Genomic DNA, 17,037 nt, shown 5'->3' on the forward strand with positions numbered 1-17,037 from the left:
TCTAATTTGAAAAAAGATGAACGTTATACTAAAAACAGATATAAAAGGGCTAGGGTACAAAAATGATTTGGTGGATGTGAAGCCGGGTTATGGAAGAAACTACCTGATTCCCCAAGGTTTCGCTGTATTGGCGACTCCTTCAAACAAACGCATTCTTGAAGAGAACATCAAGCAGGCTGCACACAAGGCTGAAAAAATCAAAACTGAAGCCATAAACTTGGCTGCCCAAATTGAAAACGTTGTGTTGGAAATAAAAGCGAAAATCGGTGAGTCCGGTAAAATTTTCGGTAAAGTTACCACACTGCAAATATCAGACGCCTTGGCAGAAAAAGGAATCGATGTAGATAGAAAGAAAATTTCCATCAATCAATCCGTATCAACCGCGGGGGATTTTGAAGCAGAGATAGACCTGCACAGAGAGGTCAAAACTGCCGTGAAATTTTCGGTGGTTGCTGAATAAATTAAAACGAGGGGCTTCAAAAGAGGCCCCTCGTTTGTGTTAAAGGGCCTCCAAATACTCGATCAGCTTTTTGGGCACCGACCTAGGCTTCTTTTCTTTTTCTGCCTTTAGAAGTACCAGGGCTTCTTTGCACTTTTCAATCAGACCGGTGGGAACATTGTCGAACTTATAGCTCCCAAGGCACCAAGCGATATCCTTTTCCAGACCTTCATCAAGCTGAAGTTTCCTCAGCTTTTCCAACGTCATTTCTGCTGTCTCTACTAATTTTTCCATCACTCTTTTCGTTAGGTTGTTATCGGTTTTTAAACGTGAACAAGCAATGATCTTTAATTTATACCGTTTTCACAAGCAATTTTTAATAAAACTACAGATCTGACGATAGTTGTAACAACTGGATAAAATGGCCTGAATTTCCCAAACCGGGTGTTCTGCCTGTATTTGAATTGTAGCTTAAATCAAGCACAGTGGTATTGTTTCTTTATGGACGCCAATTCAAGAAAATTGTTTCTTTCATAACAAAACATTGTTCTTGGCACTCCAGCCTCATTGGGAGGGATTAATTATCTTTGTCTATATGGAGTTCAGAACTACTTTCCCGATTCCCCCATATCCGAAAAAATTGGTGTATGGACAGCCTGTTTTTTCTATGGGATCCTGTTTTTCAGGTCTTCTGGAGAGTAAGTTATCAGAGGGGAAATTTGAAGTGATGTCGAACCCTTTTGGAATCATGTATAATCCCGTTTCGATCTTACGGTTATTGGCCGCTTGCCTTCGAGGCGAAGGTTTGGACGCCGGGGGAGTTTTGACCTATCAGGGTAGGTATTTTCACTACGATCTCCATTCTTCTATTCATGCTTCTTCTGTTCAAGAGTTGATGCATAATTTTGGGGAAACCAGCAGCAGCGTAGTAAAGATACTGTCATCCTGTAGCCATGTTATCTTTACCTGGGGGACATCCTTTGTGCATGAACACCGTGAGCGGAATGTAATGGTTGCCAATTGCCATAAACAACCTGCCTTTCTTTTTGAAAAGAAACTGCTCTCGGTTTCCGACATGATGGATGCTTTTTCAGACTTTATGGATTTGTTGATACCCATAAACCCTGCGGCAAGGGTGGTGGTTACCGTAAGCCCTGTGAGGCACACCAAAGATGGGATTCCTGCCAATCAACTGAGCAAAAGCCTACTACGGGTATTCTGCCATGAGCTGACATGTAAGGGAATGCCTGTTGACTATTTCCCCAGCTACGAATGTTTGGTGGATGATTTACGGGACTATAGGTTCTACAGGCAGGACATGATACATCCCTCGGAGACGGCGGAAGACTATATTTGGGGTCTCTTTATTAAGGCATTTATGGAACCATCCGTAGCCAGAACTTACGAAGAAGTGGTGAAGGTGAAGCGTTCAATGGCCCATCGCCCTTTTTTGCAGGATAGTGACGAGCACCGCCGGTTTCTAAAGATACTCATCGGAAAGATGGAGAATTTCGAGCCACCCTTGGATTTCTCTGAAGAAATCTCCATCCTCGGACAAAGGTTGGGGGGTACGGAATAAGCAACCCCATTTGGCTTTTTTTTATAGGAAATCAGCCATGCTTTTCTCATGTTTGGGACTATCCTCATCGACAAACTAATAATAACCTGTAATCCTGAAGCAATTGTTGGATTTGTTTGGACATACTAGTGAAGAGAATAACCCGGTTTGGTATGCGGATGTCATCCTACCTGTACCGATCCCCAAAATGTTTACTTACCGAATTCCCACGGATTTGGTCAAGTCCCTGGGCATAGGGTTTAGGGTAATTGTGCCATTTGGTTCAAAGAAGATTGTCACCGGAATCGTGGGTAAAGTACATCAAAAGCCGCCCACTGCTTACGATGCCAAGCAGATTCTCGATCAACTGGATAACGAGGCCGTCGTAAATGCACTTCAGATTAAGTTTTGGGATTGGATGGCGTCCTACTATTGCTGTAACTTGGGAGAGGTGATGAATGCAGCTTTGCCAAGTGGTCTAAAGATCAGCAGCGAGAGCAAGATACAGCTACACCCTCATTTTTCGCTTGAGGATCCGGGTTTAGTACTCGATAAACGAGAACTCGTAATTCTGGAAGCGTTGGCGGACAAGGACGAACTTGACATGCAGCAATGCGCGGATCTATTGGGTGTTAAGTCAGTTCATCCGATCATTAAAAGTCTGGTAGCGAAAGAAGCTGTTCTTCTTTTTGAGCAGATGAAGGAAAAGTATAGTCCCAAAAAGGAGGTACGGATTCGAATGTGCGCGCGATTTGCAAAGGATAAAAAGGAGCTCGAAGGTCTTTTTCTTGAACTTAAGTCCAAGCCCAAGCAAGAGCAGGTGCTCCTAAAGTACCTCCAGGAAGTACCCATCTACCAACGGCCGGAAACCAATGGCCCTGGTATGCAGAAAGCGGGTATCAAAGAGGCCGGTTTGTCCCAAAGTTCACTCCATACATTGATCAAGAATGGGGTGTTTGAAGAGTTTCAGGTCATTATCAGCCGGTTTGAGGAAATTAGCTCCTCGGACAAAGAGCCCGTTCTCACCACTACGCAGCAAGAGGCGACTAGGGAAATAAAACATCATTTTGCGGACAAACAAACCGTTTTATTGCATGGAATCACTGGCAGTGGGAAAACAGAGATTTACGTTTCGTTGATCCAAGAGGCTTTGGCGAGTGGCTCGCAGGTGTTGCTTCTCCTCCCTGAGATAGCGCTTACCACTCACATGGTGAGTCGGCTGTTGGGGGTCTTTGGATCTAAGATGGGGGTGTTTCATTCCAAATACTCGGATAATGAACGTGTAGAAGTATGGCAAGGAGTACTTTCCGGGAAATATGACTTCGTGGTTGGCGTTCGGTCTTCCCTTTTTCTTCCCTTTTCCAGTCTGGGTTTAATTATCGTGGACGAGGAACATGAGAATTCCTACAAGCAATACGATCCGGCCCCTCGGTTTCAGGCCCGGGATTCTGCCATCATGTTGGCGTGGTTGCATCAGGCAAAAGTACTGTTGGGCAGTGCCACCCCTTCCTTTGAGTCGTATCAAAATGCCATTTTGGGAAAATATGGTCTTGTTCAGGTTCAGGAGCGCTACGGAAATGCAGAGCTTCCCCACTATCTTCTTGCCAACATCAACGAGGATCGTCGGAAAAATCTGCTTAAGTTGGATATGACCCGATTGCTTAGGGAACGGATTCAGGAAGCACTTAACCGACAGGAGCAGGTGCTCTTGTTTCAAAATAGACGGGGATATTCGCCCTTTCTATCCTGTGAGGAGTGTGGTTGGACACCCTCCTGCGAACGATGTGATGTGAGTTTGACCTATCATCAGTATTCCGAGGAGGTACGTTGCCACTACTGTGGGTTCAAGGACCAGCCTCCGAAGGTCTGTGGTGCCTGCGGTCATTCCAAGATTTCTGCTGTCGGACTGGGCACAGAGCGTATTGAGGAGACAATCGGTCTATTGTTTCCGGAAGCCAGGGTTGCCCGTATGGATCTGGATACGACAAGGAGCAAATACGGCTATCAACGTATCCTGGAGGAGTTTGCAGCCAGAAACATAGATATATTGGTCGGGACGCAGATGATTTCAAAGGGTCTGGATTTTGACGGGGTAACCGTTGTCGGTGTCATGGATGCGGACAGAATGCTGTATTACCCTGATTTTCGATCAGGTGAGCGTGCCTTTCAGATGATCACCCAAGTGGCTGGCAGAGCGGGCAGGAGGGATAAACCCGGTACCGTGATTCTCCAAACCCGCAAGCCTGATCATTCCATTTTTGAGTATATTCTAAAGGGCGACTACGTCGGGTTTTTTAGGACGGAGATGCAGGAAAGAAGACGTTTTTTCTATCCACCCTGGGTAAAGAATATTCGGATTACTGTCAAACACAAAGATCGTGGGACTGCGGAGCAAGCTGCACGGCTTTTGGTGGAGCTGCTGAAGGATATACCGGTAAAGAAAATCGTATTAGGGCCGGAAAAGGGTCTGATTGGGCGGATAAAGGATCTTCATATACTTGAAATTTTGGTTAAGCTGGAGCGATCCAGTCAAAAACAAGCGGTTTTTAAGCAGGCGTTGTTGGAAAAAGTGCTTGAGGTTGGTTTTGAGAAACCCTTCCGTTCGGTGAGAATGATAATCGATGTAGACCCTGCCTAAATTCACAATAAAGACCATCTAAGCTAGAAGGGACTCCTTTCCAATGATATAAGCTGTATTTTTTTGGTAATCATCACCGTTATTTTATAAGTTTATAGAAATAAAGGTAATGCTTTAGTGAAGAAAACAGTACTATTCTTCTAGTCGGTGAATAACTCCCGATATCGCTAGATTCTTCAGGGCCTAGGTATAATTGAATCAATTCTTCGGTATTGTACAAGTTGGGTTGACTGGAATAAGCCAAAAGGTTACGAAATCGAGCCTGTCTGCCGACCTTTAGGCAGGCACGACGCAGCCGTCACACACCGGGATGCCCGATAGCTATCCGGGGCAGCTATGCGGCCTGCCGAAAGGCAGGTATTCCATCCCTATGAACCGGGACAAGTTGTGACCTTTGAAAAACAAACATAGACACATGAAATTGACAATCACATCTATTTCCCTGAGAAGTCCCCTTCATTTTTTTGCCCTATCCTGGCAGGCCTTTAGGATTACAGCCCAACTGAAGGCAAGCCCCTATAAAGGATTTAGGAAGAGGGGAATTTGGACAACGCATTACACGATGACGCTCTGGGAAAACGAATCTGACCTGAAAGGGTTTGCCCAAAGCGGTGCGCATCTCCAAGCTATGAAGAAAACAAAACAAATCGCACGGGAAATCCGAACGATTACGGTGGATGCGGATGATTTTCCCGGTTGGGAAGAAGCCAAAAAGCTGTTGGAGGATGGAAAAGCAGTCGTTTTTTTATAACTGGTAGTCATTATATTCGATCGCTTCTTGACCCTGTTAGTCGATTATAACTTCAATCAGAATTTCCACCTTTCTGTCTTCAGGTCGCGAGCCTCCACGGGTATCCCTTACGAGCAACCCGGCAGGTTTGGTAATGACCCGATCTGGGTCTATGTCACCTTGTTTTATCAACAGTTCTTTCACGTGGGCGACGCGTTTCTCTGCCAAGCTGAGGTTGTAGCGAATGCTCCCCGTATTATCGGTAAAGCCCGTAAGAGCTACAAAGTAGTTGTCGTGATTTCTAAGTAAGGCCACCACTTCGTCAAGTTTTTCTACTTCCTTTTTGCTTAGATCAGCCCGGTTTGTGTCGAAGTAAACCTCCTTTTTGGAAACAGGGAATCCTACCACCACTTTCTTATCGATCACAACGGTATCTCGTTCAATCTTCCATGCCGCTAAGGGCTGGTTTGGACTTGGGATCAATTCAGTGGCTAAGTCCCTTTGATTTGGCTGTTCAGAGGGTAGTTGCGATTCAGCTTCGCTGTCTCCATCTCTTGCCAGCCCAGGAATAAAAACAGGAGCAATTGTGGTAGCACCTGCGGTGGGACCGGCAACACCCGGAGCTGTAGAAGTTGGAGGAGCGGCAAATGGTTGGGTTTGTTGATAATACTCGTTTGGCGGCGTGATTTCGGTTCGCTGCCTTAACCTTGTTCTGTTTCTTTCCCGGATCACAGGCGGACTGGTTTCAGGATAAACGTATAAAGGACGGTCAAATGGCGCGTATGCCGAATAGGAGTCATAGCCTAGCGGTGACCGATAAGTGCCTGTATCTGGGGCAAAACGCCTTGCGCCAAGCTCGGAAACATCTGAGAAAGATCCAACATCACGCGTACTTTGATAGGGTGGCTGGGGTTGGAGCCAGTTACCTGGTTGATTCAGCGCGCGGGCCACCTGCTCGGAAAACTGCTGGAAACCACGAATGAAAACCAAGGTGTCCAATGGCTCTTCCTCAGCGGGCATAGATGCCACAACCGCCTCTAGACTGTCAAGACGGCGTTCTGTGTGTTGGAGCGTTAGGAAAGCTTGCTCCCGATCTGATTGAGTGGTACCGTAACGCCCGGAAAGCATTTCTTGATTCCGTTTGATCTCGTCTAATGTAACGAGCTCAGCTTCGGTTGGATCGGGCTTCGATATCAGTTCAGAACCCAACACATTAAGCGAATCCATCTGAAATGCCAGGCTGGCTAGATCGGCATCATAGGTGCTTATTTGTTGTCTGGTCTCCAGTACTAAAATCCTTTGATCCAGCAGTGCAACTTTCTGTTGCAGCCTAGGTTCACCGGACTGCTGAGGGTTGATTTGAAAGAAGTTAAAAAATTGGTCGCCGGTTTGGGCAGGGTTTGGTTCAACTGTTTCCCGAACGGTATCCGTCTTCGGGGTTGGTTTTGCGGCTGAACCATCGGCCTGCATCATGGAGCGGGATGGGCTGATGCGTGACGCCCTAAACGCTTGTTTGGATGGTTTAAAGCTGATCCGTAGGCCTGCTTGATGAAAGATATACCAATCATTTCTTCCGTTCGGATCTCCTCTGTATGGGTTCTCTGTTCCGGGGAAATTGGTGCCGGGCAGGGCTGCGTATAATTGGAATTCGTTATCGTAATCGTTTCTATATAGGCCAGAGACATCGTCTAGGTAATCGGAACTGCTGTGTCGGAAGTCGCTTTGAACAAACAGCTCAGCCTGTTTGGCAATACGGAATCGGACACCCAAGCCCAATCCGTAATACCATGCGTGCCTTCCATAGCCGTTTTCCAGTTCAGTCTTAATTTCCCGTAGGGAGGTTTCAAAGAGGCCGTTAGGCTGCACGTTGGGATCTTGGTAGTCATAAGTTATGCCCTGATCGTCCAAAAGGTCGCCATATACATCGAATTGGCTGATGCCAAACCCTAGGGTGATGTAAGGAGCGATAAACGCATGTTTGTTTAGAATTCGGTCATTGTCTGTGCGAAAAACTAGCCCGAGTCCCAGATCCCGAAGCTCGGTCTGAAAATTGAGGGCTCGGTTGAAGTTTGGCAGGTGGGTCTGTAACGTGCCATTCCTGTCTGCAAAGCGGTCGCTCATACCAAATCGGTAACTGCCACCCTGTACCATGATCCCAATGGAGTTGCTCAATCGTCGTTCAAGAGAAAGGGCGTAGGAGCGTCCTGGGATGTATTGTGGGTTATAGTCGTACAGTCTCATCAGGTTTTCAAAACCCCGTATTCGAAAGGGGCTGAGATCTCCGTAGTAGTTGGTGTAGCCGACTCCCAAGCCCAACCGATAGTTGTAGGGATCCATTTGGGCGCGGGTAGGCCACGCAAGCAAAACCATCGACACAAGTAAGATCAATCGTATTGTTGCCATTCGATTCTACCGATTGAGTCCCAACCAAATATTAAATTCCATGCTAAACCCGACAAATGGATAGATGGTGACGTTTTCCAACGAACCATTTACCTCCGAAGAAGTCAGTGCAATGCCTGCATTGAAGCGAAGGATTCGGAACATGGAATAGCCCAGCCCTACGTAGGTGGGTCTGCCTATTAAGGGGCCACTGATGGAAACGCCATCACTGTTTCGCATAGTGTTGGTGAAAACGCCGGTAGAAATGGAGGCATTTCCTAGAAATTTGGTGAAGGTTCTTCTTCCCAGCGGGAAGGCAACCCCGACAAACGGTGACGTGCCGTAGTCCAGGCTATTGAAATCGCCCCCAAAATAGGTCCCCGCATAACCTACGTTTACGGGAAGGTAGAATGGCCTCTTTTCGGTTGGGTAGCTCTGGATCTCCCGGATATCCACCAACATCAAAAGATTGGCCCTCAGATACTGTTCTGCCTCGGCAGTCGTAAGCTGAATCAATTCATCGATTAACTGATTGGCATAAATGGCTTCATCACGGGAGGCATCCTCTTTGTTTCTTAGGATATTGAACTTCGCATTTCGGAGGCGTAGGTTATTGGTCTGCTCGATTTTTTGCCGTACTACATCACTAAAACCTTGAAATTCCTGATCCAGCGGATGGGCATAATTCCCCAAACCCTGAATGACTATTTCATTCAGTTGGGTCATCATCACGCGCTGGGATGCCAATGCCTGCAATCCTTTGCGGCTTACTTCGTAGTTTGCACGGATATAGGCTTCCAAATTTTTGGTAATTCCCGCTTTCAGTTCCTGCAAGTCATCACTGCCGGCGCGCTCATAAAAAGAAAACTTCATGTGATAACGTTCATTGCTTCTAAGGGGGTTGGTCACAAACAACTCAAATTGGCTAGCATCAATCAGGTAGGGAGCTTTCCACCGGTAGGTGTATGCGCTTCTTTCCGATTTTTTTGAGCGGAATACTTCCAGGGTAACCAGGCGTACCGATGGAGGGATCGTTCCCTCTAGGTAAAATATTTCCTCAGAAGGTAGGGGCATACCTCCGTTCAACTGGTTTTTAGCCGTGGCATAGCTTACCGTCTTAATTTGACCCTGAGCAAAAAGAGGTGTAAAACAGATGATTATAAAGTAAAATATTTTCTTCATACGAACAAAATCCATTCTTGGTATAAGTAAATACAATATTAATTAACTCATTGTTCTGCAAAAATCCAATTAAATTGGAATCAAAATCTATTTTTTTTAGGATTTTTGCCAGCATTTTCAATATCCCTGTCCGTAAAAATTAAAAGGCCACCCTTCACAGATAGCCTTCTTTAAGTAGTAATTCTATTTCTTCTTTTTGAAGCCACGACCACCTTTTTTTGGTTCTGGCTGGTTTTCGATTATTTCGACGGTTTCTGCATAGGTGAGGTTTTCGGCCTCCTTATCCTTCGGGATTTTAAAGTTGTTTTTACCAAACTTAATATAAGGTCCCCAGCGCCCGTTAAGGATTTCTATTTCTGGATTTTCCTCAAAGCTTTTGATGTGTTTTTTTGCATCAGCCTCTCTTTTTTCCTCGATCAGGCGGGTAGCATCCTCTTCGTTGATAGATAAAGGGTCATATTCTTTGCCAAGCGATACAAATTTTCCATCATGGCGTAGGTATGGGCCGAACCGGCCAATGGCAGCTACGATTTTTTTGTCCTCGAAATACCCGACATCCCTCGGCAGCTTAAATAATTCTAGCGCATCTTCCAGGGTCATGCTTTCTATAAACTGCCCTTTCTTCAAGCTGGCAAATTGCTTCTCCTCGTCCTCCTGATCTCCAATCTGAACAAGCGGACCAAATTTTCCCAACCGTGCAATCACTTTTTTGCCGCTTTTTGGGTCTACACCCAATTCTCGGGAGGAGTTTACATCGGTACGTTTGATATGCTCTGTTTCTTCGACTTTTGTATGGAAGGACTTGTAAAAGTTTTGGATCATTTCATCCCAGCTTTGTTCTCCATGCGCTATATGGTCAAATTCCTTTTCCACCTTTGCGGTGAATGAGAAATCTATCACATTGGGAAAATGCTCCACAAGGAAGTCGTTTACGACCATCGCTATGTTTGTGGGGAAAAGTTTGTTTTTATCTGCTCCAGTTATTTCGGTTTTTTGTGTTTCGTTGTAGTTTCCGGAGGAGATTACCATTTCTACGTATTTTCTTGGGACGCCCTCTCGCGACTCTTTGATTACGTAGTTTCGCTTTTGGATCGTGGAGATGGTAGGTGCATAGGTGGATGGTCTGCCTATGCCCATTTCCTCCAGTTTTTTCACAAGCGATGCTTCCGTATACCTTGCCGGTGGACGGGAGAAACTCTGCCTTCCTTTCATTTCCTTCAGGGTCAGTGATTCACCTTCTTTCAACGGAGGAAGAATTCCTCTTCCGCCTTTTTCTTCCTCCTCATCCTCGTCCTCGGTACTTTCGAGGTATACTTTTAAGAACCCTTCAAACTTGATCACTTCTCCACTGGCTACGAGTTGTTCGTTTGAGTTGGAGATGGAGATGGTCACATTTGTTTTTTCCAGCCTGGCGTCTGCCATTTGGGAGGCAATGGCCCGCTTCCAGATAAGTTCATATAGCCGCTGCTCGTTACGGTCTGAGCCCGCCTCAGGTACCGAAAAATCGGTAGGCCTCACCGCCTCGTGGGCTTCTTGAGCACCTTCAGATTTGGAGGTGAATTTCCGCTTTTGGTGGTATTCCTTTCCGTAGTTAGCTAGTATCGCTGCCTCCGCCCCGGCCAGTGCCTCATCAGAAAGGTTGACACTGTCCGTTCGCATGTAGGTGATTTTGCCGGCCTCGTAGAGCTTTTGGGCAATATTCATGGTTTGTGCCACCGAAAAATACAGCTTTCGGCTGGCTTCCTGCTGCAAGGTAGAGGTGGTGAATGGGGCAGCGGGGGATTTTTTTGCTGGTTTCGTCTCCAGGGATTTCACCGCAAAGCTCGCTTCCAGACAAGATTTCAGAAATGCTTCCGCCTCTTCTTTGGTTTCAAATTTTTTGGGCAGTTCGGCATGCAGCACTTTTCCACCTACGTCAAACAAGGCGGTGATTCGATAGGAGGATACGGATTTGAATTTTTCGATTTCCCGTTCCCTGTCCACAATAAATCGCACGGCTACCGACTGAACCCGTCCGGCGGAGAGGCCCGCCTTGATTTTTTTCCAAAGTACGGGGGAGAGTTCAAAGCCAACCAACCGATCGAGAATTCGCCGGGCCTGTTGGGCATTTACCAGATCAATGTCGATGTTTCGGGGATTTTCCATTGCCTTTGCAATGGCCGATTTCGTTATTTCCCTAAATACGATCCGCTTACTATTGGCGTCTTTCAGATCCAATACCTCCTTTAAATGCCAAGAAATGGCTTCTCCCTCACGGTCGTCGTCACTTGCCAAGTAGACCATCTCGGCGTCTTTGACAAGTTTTTTTAATTCTTTGATCACCTCCTTTTTATCGGCGGTGACTTCGTAGGTAGGCTTGAAGTGATTCTTAATGTCAATGGCGTGCTCTCCCTTGGGAAGGTCACGGACGTGTCCATAGCTGGAAGCTACCTTAAAGTCCTTTCCCAGATACCCTTCGATGGTTTTTGCTTTTGCTGGAGACTCGACTATGACTAAATTTTTTGGCATCGTATATTGGTTGTTATTCCCGGAAACCCCTCGTTTCTCGTAAATTTGGGCTAAAAATAGAGGTCATTATAATCAAGTGCAAATATTAAGGGCAGGCAATTTTTTTCAGGTAGGTATATTCTGCACTGAAATTACTAATTCTACACGCAAAATAAGGACAAGGTGAAACGAATACTTACACTTTTGAGACATGGAGAGGCAGAGATAGGGTATGGAATGCGCGAAGACTATGTAAGGAATCTTACCGGACACGGGGTCAGCCAATTGACAAGGCTCAGCAACGTATTGGATAGCAGGCAGATTTACTTCGACCTAACTCTCTACAGCCCCGCTAGACGCACGACTCAGACCATGGAAATCCTGGACGGGAAATTGGAGTTGGGTGTCAAGATTTCAGATAGGGGCATCTATGAATCCTCCTTGGCAGAGCTGCTTCGCGTGGTGCAGAAGCTTCCGCCGACCTATAACCAGGTTCTTTTGGTCGGACATAATCCAGGTATTACCCACCTACAGGGCTACTTGAGTGGGGATTCGTCGATTATGTTTTCTCCAGGCATGTTGGTACGGGTGTCGCTCGACGTGGAAGGCTGGGACTTGGTTTCCCGCTCTTCGGCCACATTATTGGAGGTAATTCAGTGAAGGGTATTTCCACGCTTGATCTTTAACTCATGGCATAACCCTAAATCCCAGCTGTCCTTATGCCTTCCCGCTGAAATATTTTTTAGTAGGAAAGAAAAGATTTAGTTTTGCCGAATTCAAAATCCAACTGGATCATGGCACAGCGTATAAGGCTCTTTTTTACATTGTTTCGGGACGCAATCCGCGGACAAGAGCAGGATTATACGCGCATTTCCCTGAAAACGGGTATATTTCTACTGGCCGTTCCGATGATCCTAGAGATGCTGATGGAGTCTCTGTTCGCAGTAGTTGATATTTTTTTTGTGGGAAAACTCGGTGAGCATGCCATGGCTACCGTAGGGCTTACAGAAGCCATGCTGACAATTGTCTATTCGGTTGGGGTGGGGGTCAGTATGGCGGGCACTGCACTGGTGGCACGTCGCTTTGGCGAACGGGATTATCACCGCGCCGGAACGGTTTCTTTTCAGCTGTTGTTGGTTGGCCTGGTGTCATCGGCAGCCATGGGGATAGCGGGGTTTATCTATGCGGAGGAGCTGCTTATCCTGATGGGTGCCGAGCCTGAGTTGATTTCTTCCGGGGCGGGATTTACCCGGATCATCATGGCAGGGAATATGGCCATCCTCCTTCTCTTTTTAATCAACGGAATTTTCCGGGGTGCGGGGCAGCCCCACCTTGCCATGCGGGCGCTCTGGATTTCCAATGGACTCAATATCGTTTTGGATCCACTGTTTATCTTTGGCTGGGGTGACTTCGATGGCTGGGGCCTGGAGGGAGCTGCATGGGCCACTACTTTGGGGCGTTCGGTTGGGGTGGTGTATCAACTCTACCATTTGCTCAATGGAAAACACAGGCTGGTCATCGTTAGGAGTAATCTTAAGGTTCGATGGAAGACATTGAAGCATATTTCCAAAATTTCAATCGGTGGTATGGGCCAATTTTTGGTGGACGGAGCTGCGTGGATTGTCTTGACCCGATTGGCCGCTGATTTCGGAAGTGCCACCGTGGCGGGGTATACGGTGGCATTTCGAATTCTGATTTTCAGCCTAATGCCTGCCTGGGGACTTTCGGCTGCTGCCTCTACCTTGGTGGGCCAAAGCTTGGGTGCTGGCAAGTATTTTCGGGCAGAACTGTCAGCCTATTATACGGCAAGGTACAACCTGATTTTTTTGGGTTTGGTAACTGGTCTTTACCTGGTGTTTGCCGATACGATTGTCGGTTGGTTTACCGATATTCCGGAGGTTGTACACGTAGCTTCGAGAGGCTTAAAGATTACCGTATTGGGCTATGTCTTTTTTGCGGTCGGTATGGTGATGATCCAAGCCTTCAACGGTGCCGGAGACACCAAGACACCCGCCTACATCAACATCGTTGTCTTTTGGCTCCTGGAAATTCCCTTGGCTTACATCGCTGCTCGATATGCGGGCTGGGGACCCGATGGGATTTTTATCGTAATCGCATTTTGCCACTCCCTGCATGCATTGGTTGCACTTTGGTTTTTTCGAAAGGGATACTGGAAAAAGACAAAGGTTTGAGGCAGACTTCCGTCTGTCGAAAGGGTTGGCTTTTTAATCTATTTCGAAAAAGTCGCCGGTATTTTTAAGGCCGGCCCGATCACCAGATTTGGTGGTTTATGTGAAAAATAATATATTTTATTAAATAGTTTAAAAAAATAGCTTAAAAAATACCCCGATCACGGTATTTTTTAAACCAAGCCCCGTACCTACCTTTGGTCTAGGTGATAAAGTTTTTGAGCTTCACTTTTAGGCAAGCTTCACGTGGGAATTTGTTTAGTGATTTTTGCCACCCACACCTTTTATCCTTTCGGGATAGGAGTAACAATTGAATCCCTGCTTTTTCAAAAAGCCGATCAAGGCGATTCCTTTATGGTATGCAAGGTCTACGGCCAAGCTACTGGGTGCTCCTAGGGCAGCCAATAGAGGCACGCCCGCCATGGCAGCCTTTTGGACAAGTTCGAAGCTTATCCTGCCACTGAGCAAGACAATTCGATCAGGGTGGGGCAGGTAGCCCTCCTGAAATGCGGCGCCAATCAGTTTGTCCATGGCATTGTGGCGGCCTACATCCTCTCTCAGTAGGAGTCCCTTTCCGGATTGATCAAACAAAACGGCGGCATGCAAACCACCGGTATACTTAAAAGCAGTCTGTTCTTCGTTCAAAAAGGCAGTTAGTCCACTGATTACCTCGGCATTTACCGAAAAATTGACGGGTAGGTTCAACGTAGGAGCGATTCGGCTGCACACCTCTTCCAGACTGGACTTCCCGCATACGCCGCAGCTGGAGTTGGCGATGAAATTCCGATCGGTTGCGCTCAAGTCCGGCACTAGCCCACCGGTTAGACGAACGATCACTACATTTCCCTCTTCCTCGGGTTTTACCCGTTTGCAATACCGCATGGACAAGATATCTGCGAGCCCTTGGATGATCCCCTCGGCGAGGAGAAAACCCACAGCCAAGTCAAAATCCTGTCCTGGGGTTCGCATGGTCACGTATAGGTTTTTTTCTTGCCAAGTGCTGTCCGCCTGCCATTGAAGCCGAATTTGAAGCGGTTCTTCTACGGCAACTAAATCCAACTCGGCATCTTGATGTGGGTTTCCGAATTGAAATCGGTATATAGGAATTTTTTGCACCGGGCCGATCAATTTCCTCATAGGTGTAGTTTTTCGATGCTTACTTCGATGAATTTTGATGCCGGGCAGTGGCTCTCCGGAGAATGGCTATCCAAGGCCACCAATACATTTCCCTCAGGAAAATACATCGCAGCGGAGCCTTCCGGGAGTTCGTAGGGAAGTGCCGCAAATCCGCTCAGGACGCGCTCCTGTCCCTGAAAAAAGCTTGTAATCCGTGTTTTGTCTCCTTGCCGAAGGTGTTTGCGCTCCATATCCACTGGATTCATCAGCACAACTTGCCTTGAATCACGAACTCCCCTATATCGGTCATCGAGTCCGTAGATAGTGGTATTGAATTGGTCGTGGCTTCGCAATGTCATGAGAACATAATTTCCAGGGGCCACCTGAGGTGGAGAGATTGGGTTCACTGTGAAAACAGCTTTTCCGTCTGCTGTCTGAAACTTCCTTTCCCTGGCACCATTAGGGAGGTAGAATCCTCCCGGTTCGCGGACCCGTTTATTATACTGCTCGAATCCGGGAATCACGGCCTCAATTTTCTCCCGGATAAGATCGTAGTTCCCTGCCAGGTCTTCCCACGGCGTTGCATGATCGGTTCCCAAGACCACCCGTGCCAGTCCACAAATGATGGCCACCTCACTTCTTAATTCGCCAGAGGCAGGGGGGAGGTCTCCCATGGACATGCGAACCCGTCCGGCAGTGTCTTCGGTTGTTACAAATTGCCGGCCATTTGGGGTAAGATCTTCTTCGGTGCGTCCAAGACAGGGAAGTATGAGGGCTGTTTTTCCATGGATCAGGTGGCTGCGATTCAGTTTGGTAGAAACATGGACGGTAAGGTCGCATCCACGCAACGCTTCGAATACCTGTTCCGTGTCAGGCGTTGCCAGGGCAAAATTACCTCCCAAGCCAAAAAACACCCTAGCTTTGCCCTTTTCCATGGCCTCGATGGCCTGAATGGTTCCGAATCCCTCTTTTCTCGGAGGCACAAATGAAAAGGCGTCTCCGAGCTTTTCGAGGAAAGGTTCCGGCATCTTTTCCCAGATTCCCATGGTGCGGTCGCCCTGCACGTTTGAGTGACCCCTCACGGGCAAGGTCCCTGCGCCCGGCTTGCCCATGGCTCCTTTTAATAATAGAAGGTTGACGATTTCCCGGATGGTACTTTCGGCATTTCGTTGTTGGGTAATACCCATGGCCCATGCGATGATGATTCGTCTAGAATGCATCATCAAGGACGCTGCTTCTCTAATTTCGGCTTCTTTCAATCCGGAAGCGCGGATCAGTTCATCCAGTGACAAGGAATCCAGGTGGGCTATCAAAGCGTCGTATCCCTTGGTATAGCTACGGATGAACGCATGGTCAAAGACAGTTCCTGGATGCTTTTGTTCTTCTTCCCACAAGAGCTTTTGAATGGCAAGCAAGAATGCTTGGTCTCCGTTGATCTGTACCGGCAAAAACAAATCTTGCAATGAAGTGGGCGACCCGACCCATTCCCATGGTTTTTGGGGATGTCGGAAGGCCATCAAGCCAGCTTCGGGCAGGGGGTTAACGGCTATGATTTTTCCACCTGATTTCTTGAGCTTCTGTAATTCGGTCAGCATTCTGGGGGCGTTGGTGCCGGGGTTTTGTCCCATGACCATAAGCACTTCTGCCTGTTGGATGTCGGATAGGGTGACCGAAGCCTTGCCTATCCCAAGGGTCTGTTTCAAGGCTACCCCGGAGGCTTCGTGGCACATATTAGAACAATCGGGAAGGTTATTGGTGCCCAGCATCCGCACAAAAGTCTGGTAGATAAAGGCGGCTTCGTTGCTGGTTCTACCGGAGGTATACCAAATCGATTGGTCTGGACTGTCCAACGCCTTGAGGTGGTTGGATATTTCGTTAAATGCAGCTTCCCAGCTTATCGCTTCGTAATGGGAACTACCGGGTTTGAGAATAAGGGGCTCCGTAATCCTTCCCTGCTTTTCAAGCCAATGGTCGTCTTTTTCCAGAAGAGCCAAGACGCTGTTTTGTTGGAAAAAGCGGCGGTCTACGTGGTTCTTGGTTATTTCCCACGCTACCGCTTTCGCACCGTTTTCACAATACTCCGCCACCGATGAGACCTCGTCTGGATCCGGGTCGGGCCAGGCGCAGCTAGGGCAATCAAATCCCTTTGGCTGATTGAGTTTGAAGAGGGTTTTAACGCCTCTCCCTATATAGGTTTCTTCCCAAATTCTGTAAGCAACGGAACGTATGGACGGCAATCCGGCAGCGCTTTCCGGCGTGGGAATTGGGACGGTTTTTGGTTTGGGCAATGACTTTGACATGATCGGTACGGTGAGA

At 47.3% G+C, this 17,037-nt stretch carries 12 protein-coding genes; 6 read left to right on the forward strand and 6 right to left on the reverse strand.

The window, feature by feature from the left end; all coding sequences use genetic code 11:
* Positions 1-16: 16 nt before the first annotated feature.
* A complete protein-coding gene (gene rplI, locus ADIS_RS05310; RefSeq protein ID WP_010853334.1) occupies positions 17-460 on the forward strand; it encodes a 50S ribosomal protein L9 in 444 nt (147 codons plus the stop codon).
* 39 nt (positions 461-499) lie between these two features.
* Here rplI and ADIS_RS05315 read toward each other — a convergent pair whose 3' ends face one another.
* A complete protein-coding gene (locus ADIS_RS05315) occupies positions 500-733 on the reverse strand; it encodes a hypothetical protein (protein ID WP_010853335.1) in 234 nt (77 codons plus the stop codon).
* Positions 734-1,106: 373 nt separating this feature from the next.
* On the opposite strand from ADIS_RS05315, the gene ADIS_RS05320 reads away from it, so the two are divergent.
* From ADIS_RS05320 to ADIS_RS05330, 3 genes are all read left to right on the forward strand, one after another.
* Positions 1,107-2,018, forward strand: coding sequence for a GSCFA domain-containing protein (locus ADIS_RS05320; RefSeq protein WP_051113265.1), 912 nt, complete (start codon positions 1,107-1,109; stop codon positions 2,016-2,018).
* Positions 2,019-2,121: 103 nt separating this feature from the next.
* Positions 2,122-4,635 (forward strand): replication restart helicase PriA, encoded by a 2,514-nt coding sequence (priA, locus tag ADIS_RS05325; RefSeq protein WP_035804773.1) that lies wholly within the window; start codon positions 2,122-2,124, stop codon positions 4,633-4,635.
* Between the two features lie 415 nt (positions 4,636-5,050).
* Positions 5,051-5,386: a DUF3291 domain-containing protein gene (locus ADIS_RS05330; RefSeq protein WP_010853338.1), complete on the forward strand. Its 336-nt coding sequence runs from the start codon at positions 5,051-5,053 to the stop codon at positions 5,384-5,386.
* Between the two features lie 36 nt (positions 5,387-5,422).
* Here the strand turns inward: ADIS_RS05330 and ADIS_RS05335 are convergent, their stop codons facing one another.
* The 3 genes from ADIS_RS05335 to topA all read right to left on the reverse strand — a co-directional run bounded on the left by ADIS_RS05335 (position 5,423) and on the right by topA (position 11,437).
* Positions 5,423-7,768, reverse strand: coding sequence for an OmpA family protein (locus tag ADIS_RS05335; protein WP_081634867.1), 2,346 nt, complete (start codon positions 7,766-7,768; stop codon positions 5,423-5,425).
* 6 nt (positions 7,769-7,774) lie between these two features.
* The gene (locus tag ADIS_RS05340) at positions 7,775-8,929 is read right to left on the reverse strand and encodes a hypothetical protein (RefSeq protein ID WP_035804809.1); all 1,155 of its coding nucleotides are present in this window, start codon (positions 8,927-8,929) and stop codon (positions 7,775-7,777) included.
* 183 nt (positions 8,930-9,112) lie between these two features.
* On the reverse strand, positions 9,113-11,437 hold the full coding sequence (gene topA / locus ADIS_RS05345; protein WP_010853341.1) for a type I DNA topoisomerase: 2,325 nt from the start codon (positions 11,435-11,437) through the stop codon (positions 9,113-9,115).
* Positions 11,438-11,599: 162 nt separating this feature from the next.
* On the opposite strand from topA, the gene ADIS_RS22630 reads away from it, so the two are divergent.
* The gene (locus tag ADIS_RS22630; RefSeq protein WP_010853342.1) at positions 11,600-12,076 is read left to right on the forward strand and encodes a SixA phosphatase family protein; all 477 of its coding nucleotides are present in this window, start codon (positions 11,600-11,602) and stop codon (positions 12,074-12,076) included.
* Positions 12,077-12,210: 134 nt separating this feature from the next.
* Positions 12,211-13,608 (forward strand): MATE family efflux transporter, encoded by a 1,398-nt coding sequence (locus ADIS_RS05355; RefSeq protein WP_010853343.1) that lies wholly within the window; start codon positions 12,211-12,213, stop codon positions 13,606-13,608.
* 255 nt (positions 13,609-13,863) lie between these two features.
* On the opposite strand, the gene fdhD is transcribed toward ADIS_RS05355, so the two are convergent.
* The gene (gene fdhD, locus ADIS_RS05360) at positions 13,864-14,742 is read right to left on the reverse strand and encodes a formate dehydrogenase accessory sulfurtransferase FdhD (RefSeq protein ID WP_010853344.1); all 879 of its coding nucleotides are present in this window, start codon (positions 14,740-14,742) and stop codon (positions 13,864-13,866) included.
* A complete protein-coding gene (locus ADIS_RS05365; protein ID WP_010853345.1) occupies positions 14,739-17,021 on the reverse strand; it encodes an FdhF/YdeP family oxidoreductase in 2,283 nt (760 codons plus the stop codon). The genes fdhD and ADIS_RS05365 overlap by 4 nt, the downstream gene beginning before the upstream one ends.
* Positions 17,022-17,037 lie beyond the last annotated feature (16 nt).

The sequence above is a fragment of the Lunatimonas lonarensis genome (assembly GCF_000390185.1).
In the GTDB taxonomy this organism is placed as follows: domain Bacteria; phylum Bacteroidota; class Bacteroidia; order Cytophagales; family Cyclobacteriaceae; genus Lunatimonas; species Lunatimonas lonarensis.

Bases quoted from the DNA above. Each gene is read 5' to 3' on its own strand.
- rplI (WP_010853334.1), top strand. From the start codon at position 17: ATGAACGTTATACTAAAAACAGATATAAAAGGGCTAGGGTACAAAAAT.
- ADIS_RS05315 (WP_010853335.1), bottom strand. From the start codon at position 733: ATGGAAAAATTAGTAGAGACAGCAGAAATGACGTTGGAAAAGCTGAGG.
- ADIS_RS05320 (WP_051113265.1), top strand. From the start codon at position 1,107: ATGGGATCCTGTTTTTCAGGTCTTCTGGAGAGTAAGTTATCAGAGGGG.
- ADIS_RS05330 (WP_010853338.1), top strand. From the start codon at position 5,051: ATGAAATTGACAATCACATCTATTTCCCTGAGAAGTCCCCTTCATTTT.
- ADIS_RS05335 (WP_081634867.1), bottom strand. From the start codon at position 7,768: ATGGCAACAATACGATTGATCTTACTTGTGTCGATGGTTTTGCTTGCG.
- ADIS_RS05340 (WP_035804809.1), bottom strand. From the start codon at position 8,929: ATGAAGAAAATATTTTACTTTATAATCATCTGTTTTACACCTCTTTTT.
- topA (WP_010853341.1), bottom strand. From the start codon at position 11,437: ATGCCAAAAAATTTAGTCATAGTCGAGTCTCCAGCAAAAGCAAAAACC.
- ADIS_RS05355 (WP_010853343.1), top strand. From the start codon at position 12,211: ATGGCACAGCGTATAAGGCTCTTTTTTACATTGTTTCGGGACGCAATC.
- fdhD (WP_010853344.1), bottom strand. From the start codon at position 14,742: ATGAGGAAATTGATCGGCCCGGTGCAAAAAATTCCTATATACCGATTT.
- ADIS_RS05365 (WP_010853345.1), bottom strand. From the start codon at position 17,021: ATGTCAAAGTCATTGCCCAAACCAAAAACCGTCCCAATTCCCACGCCG.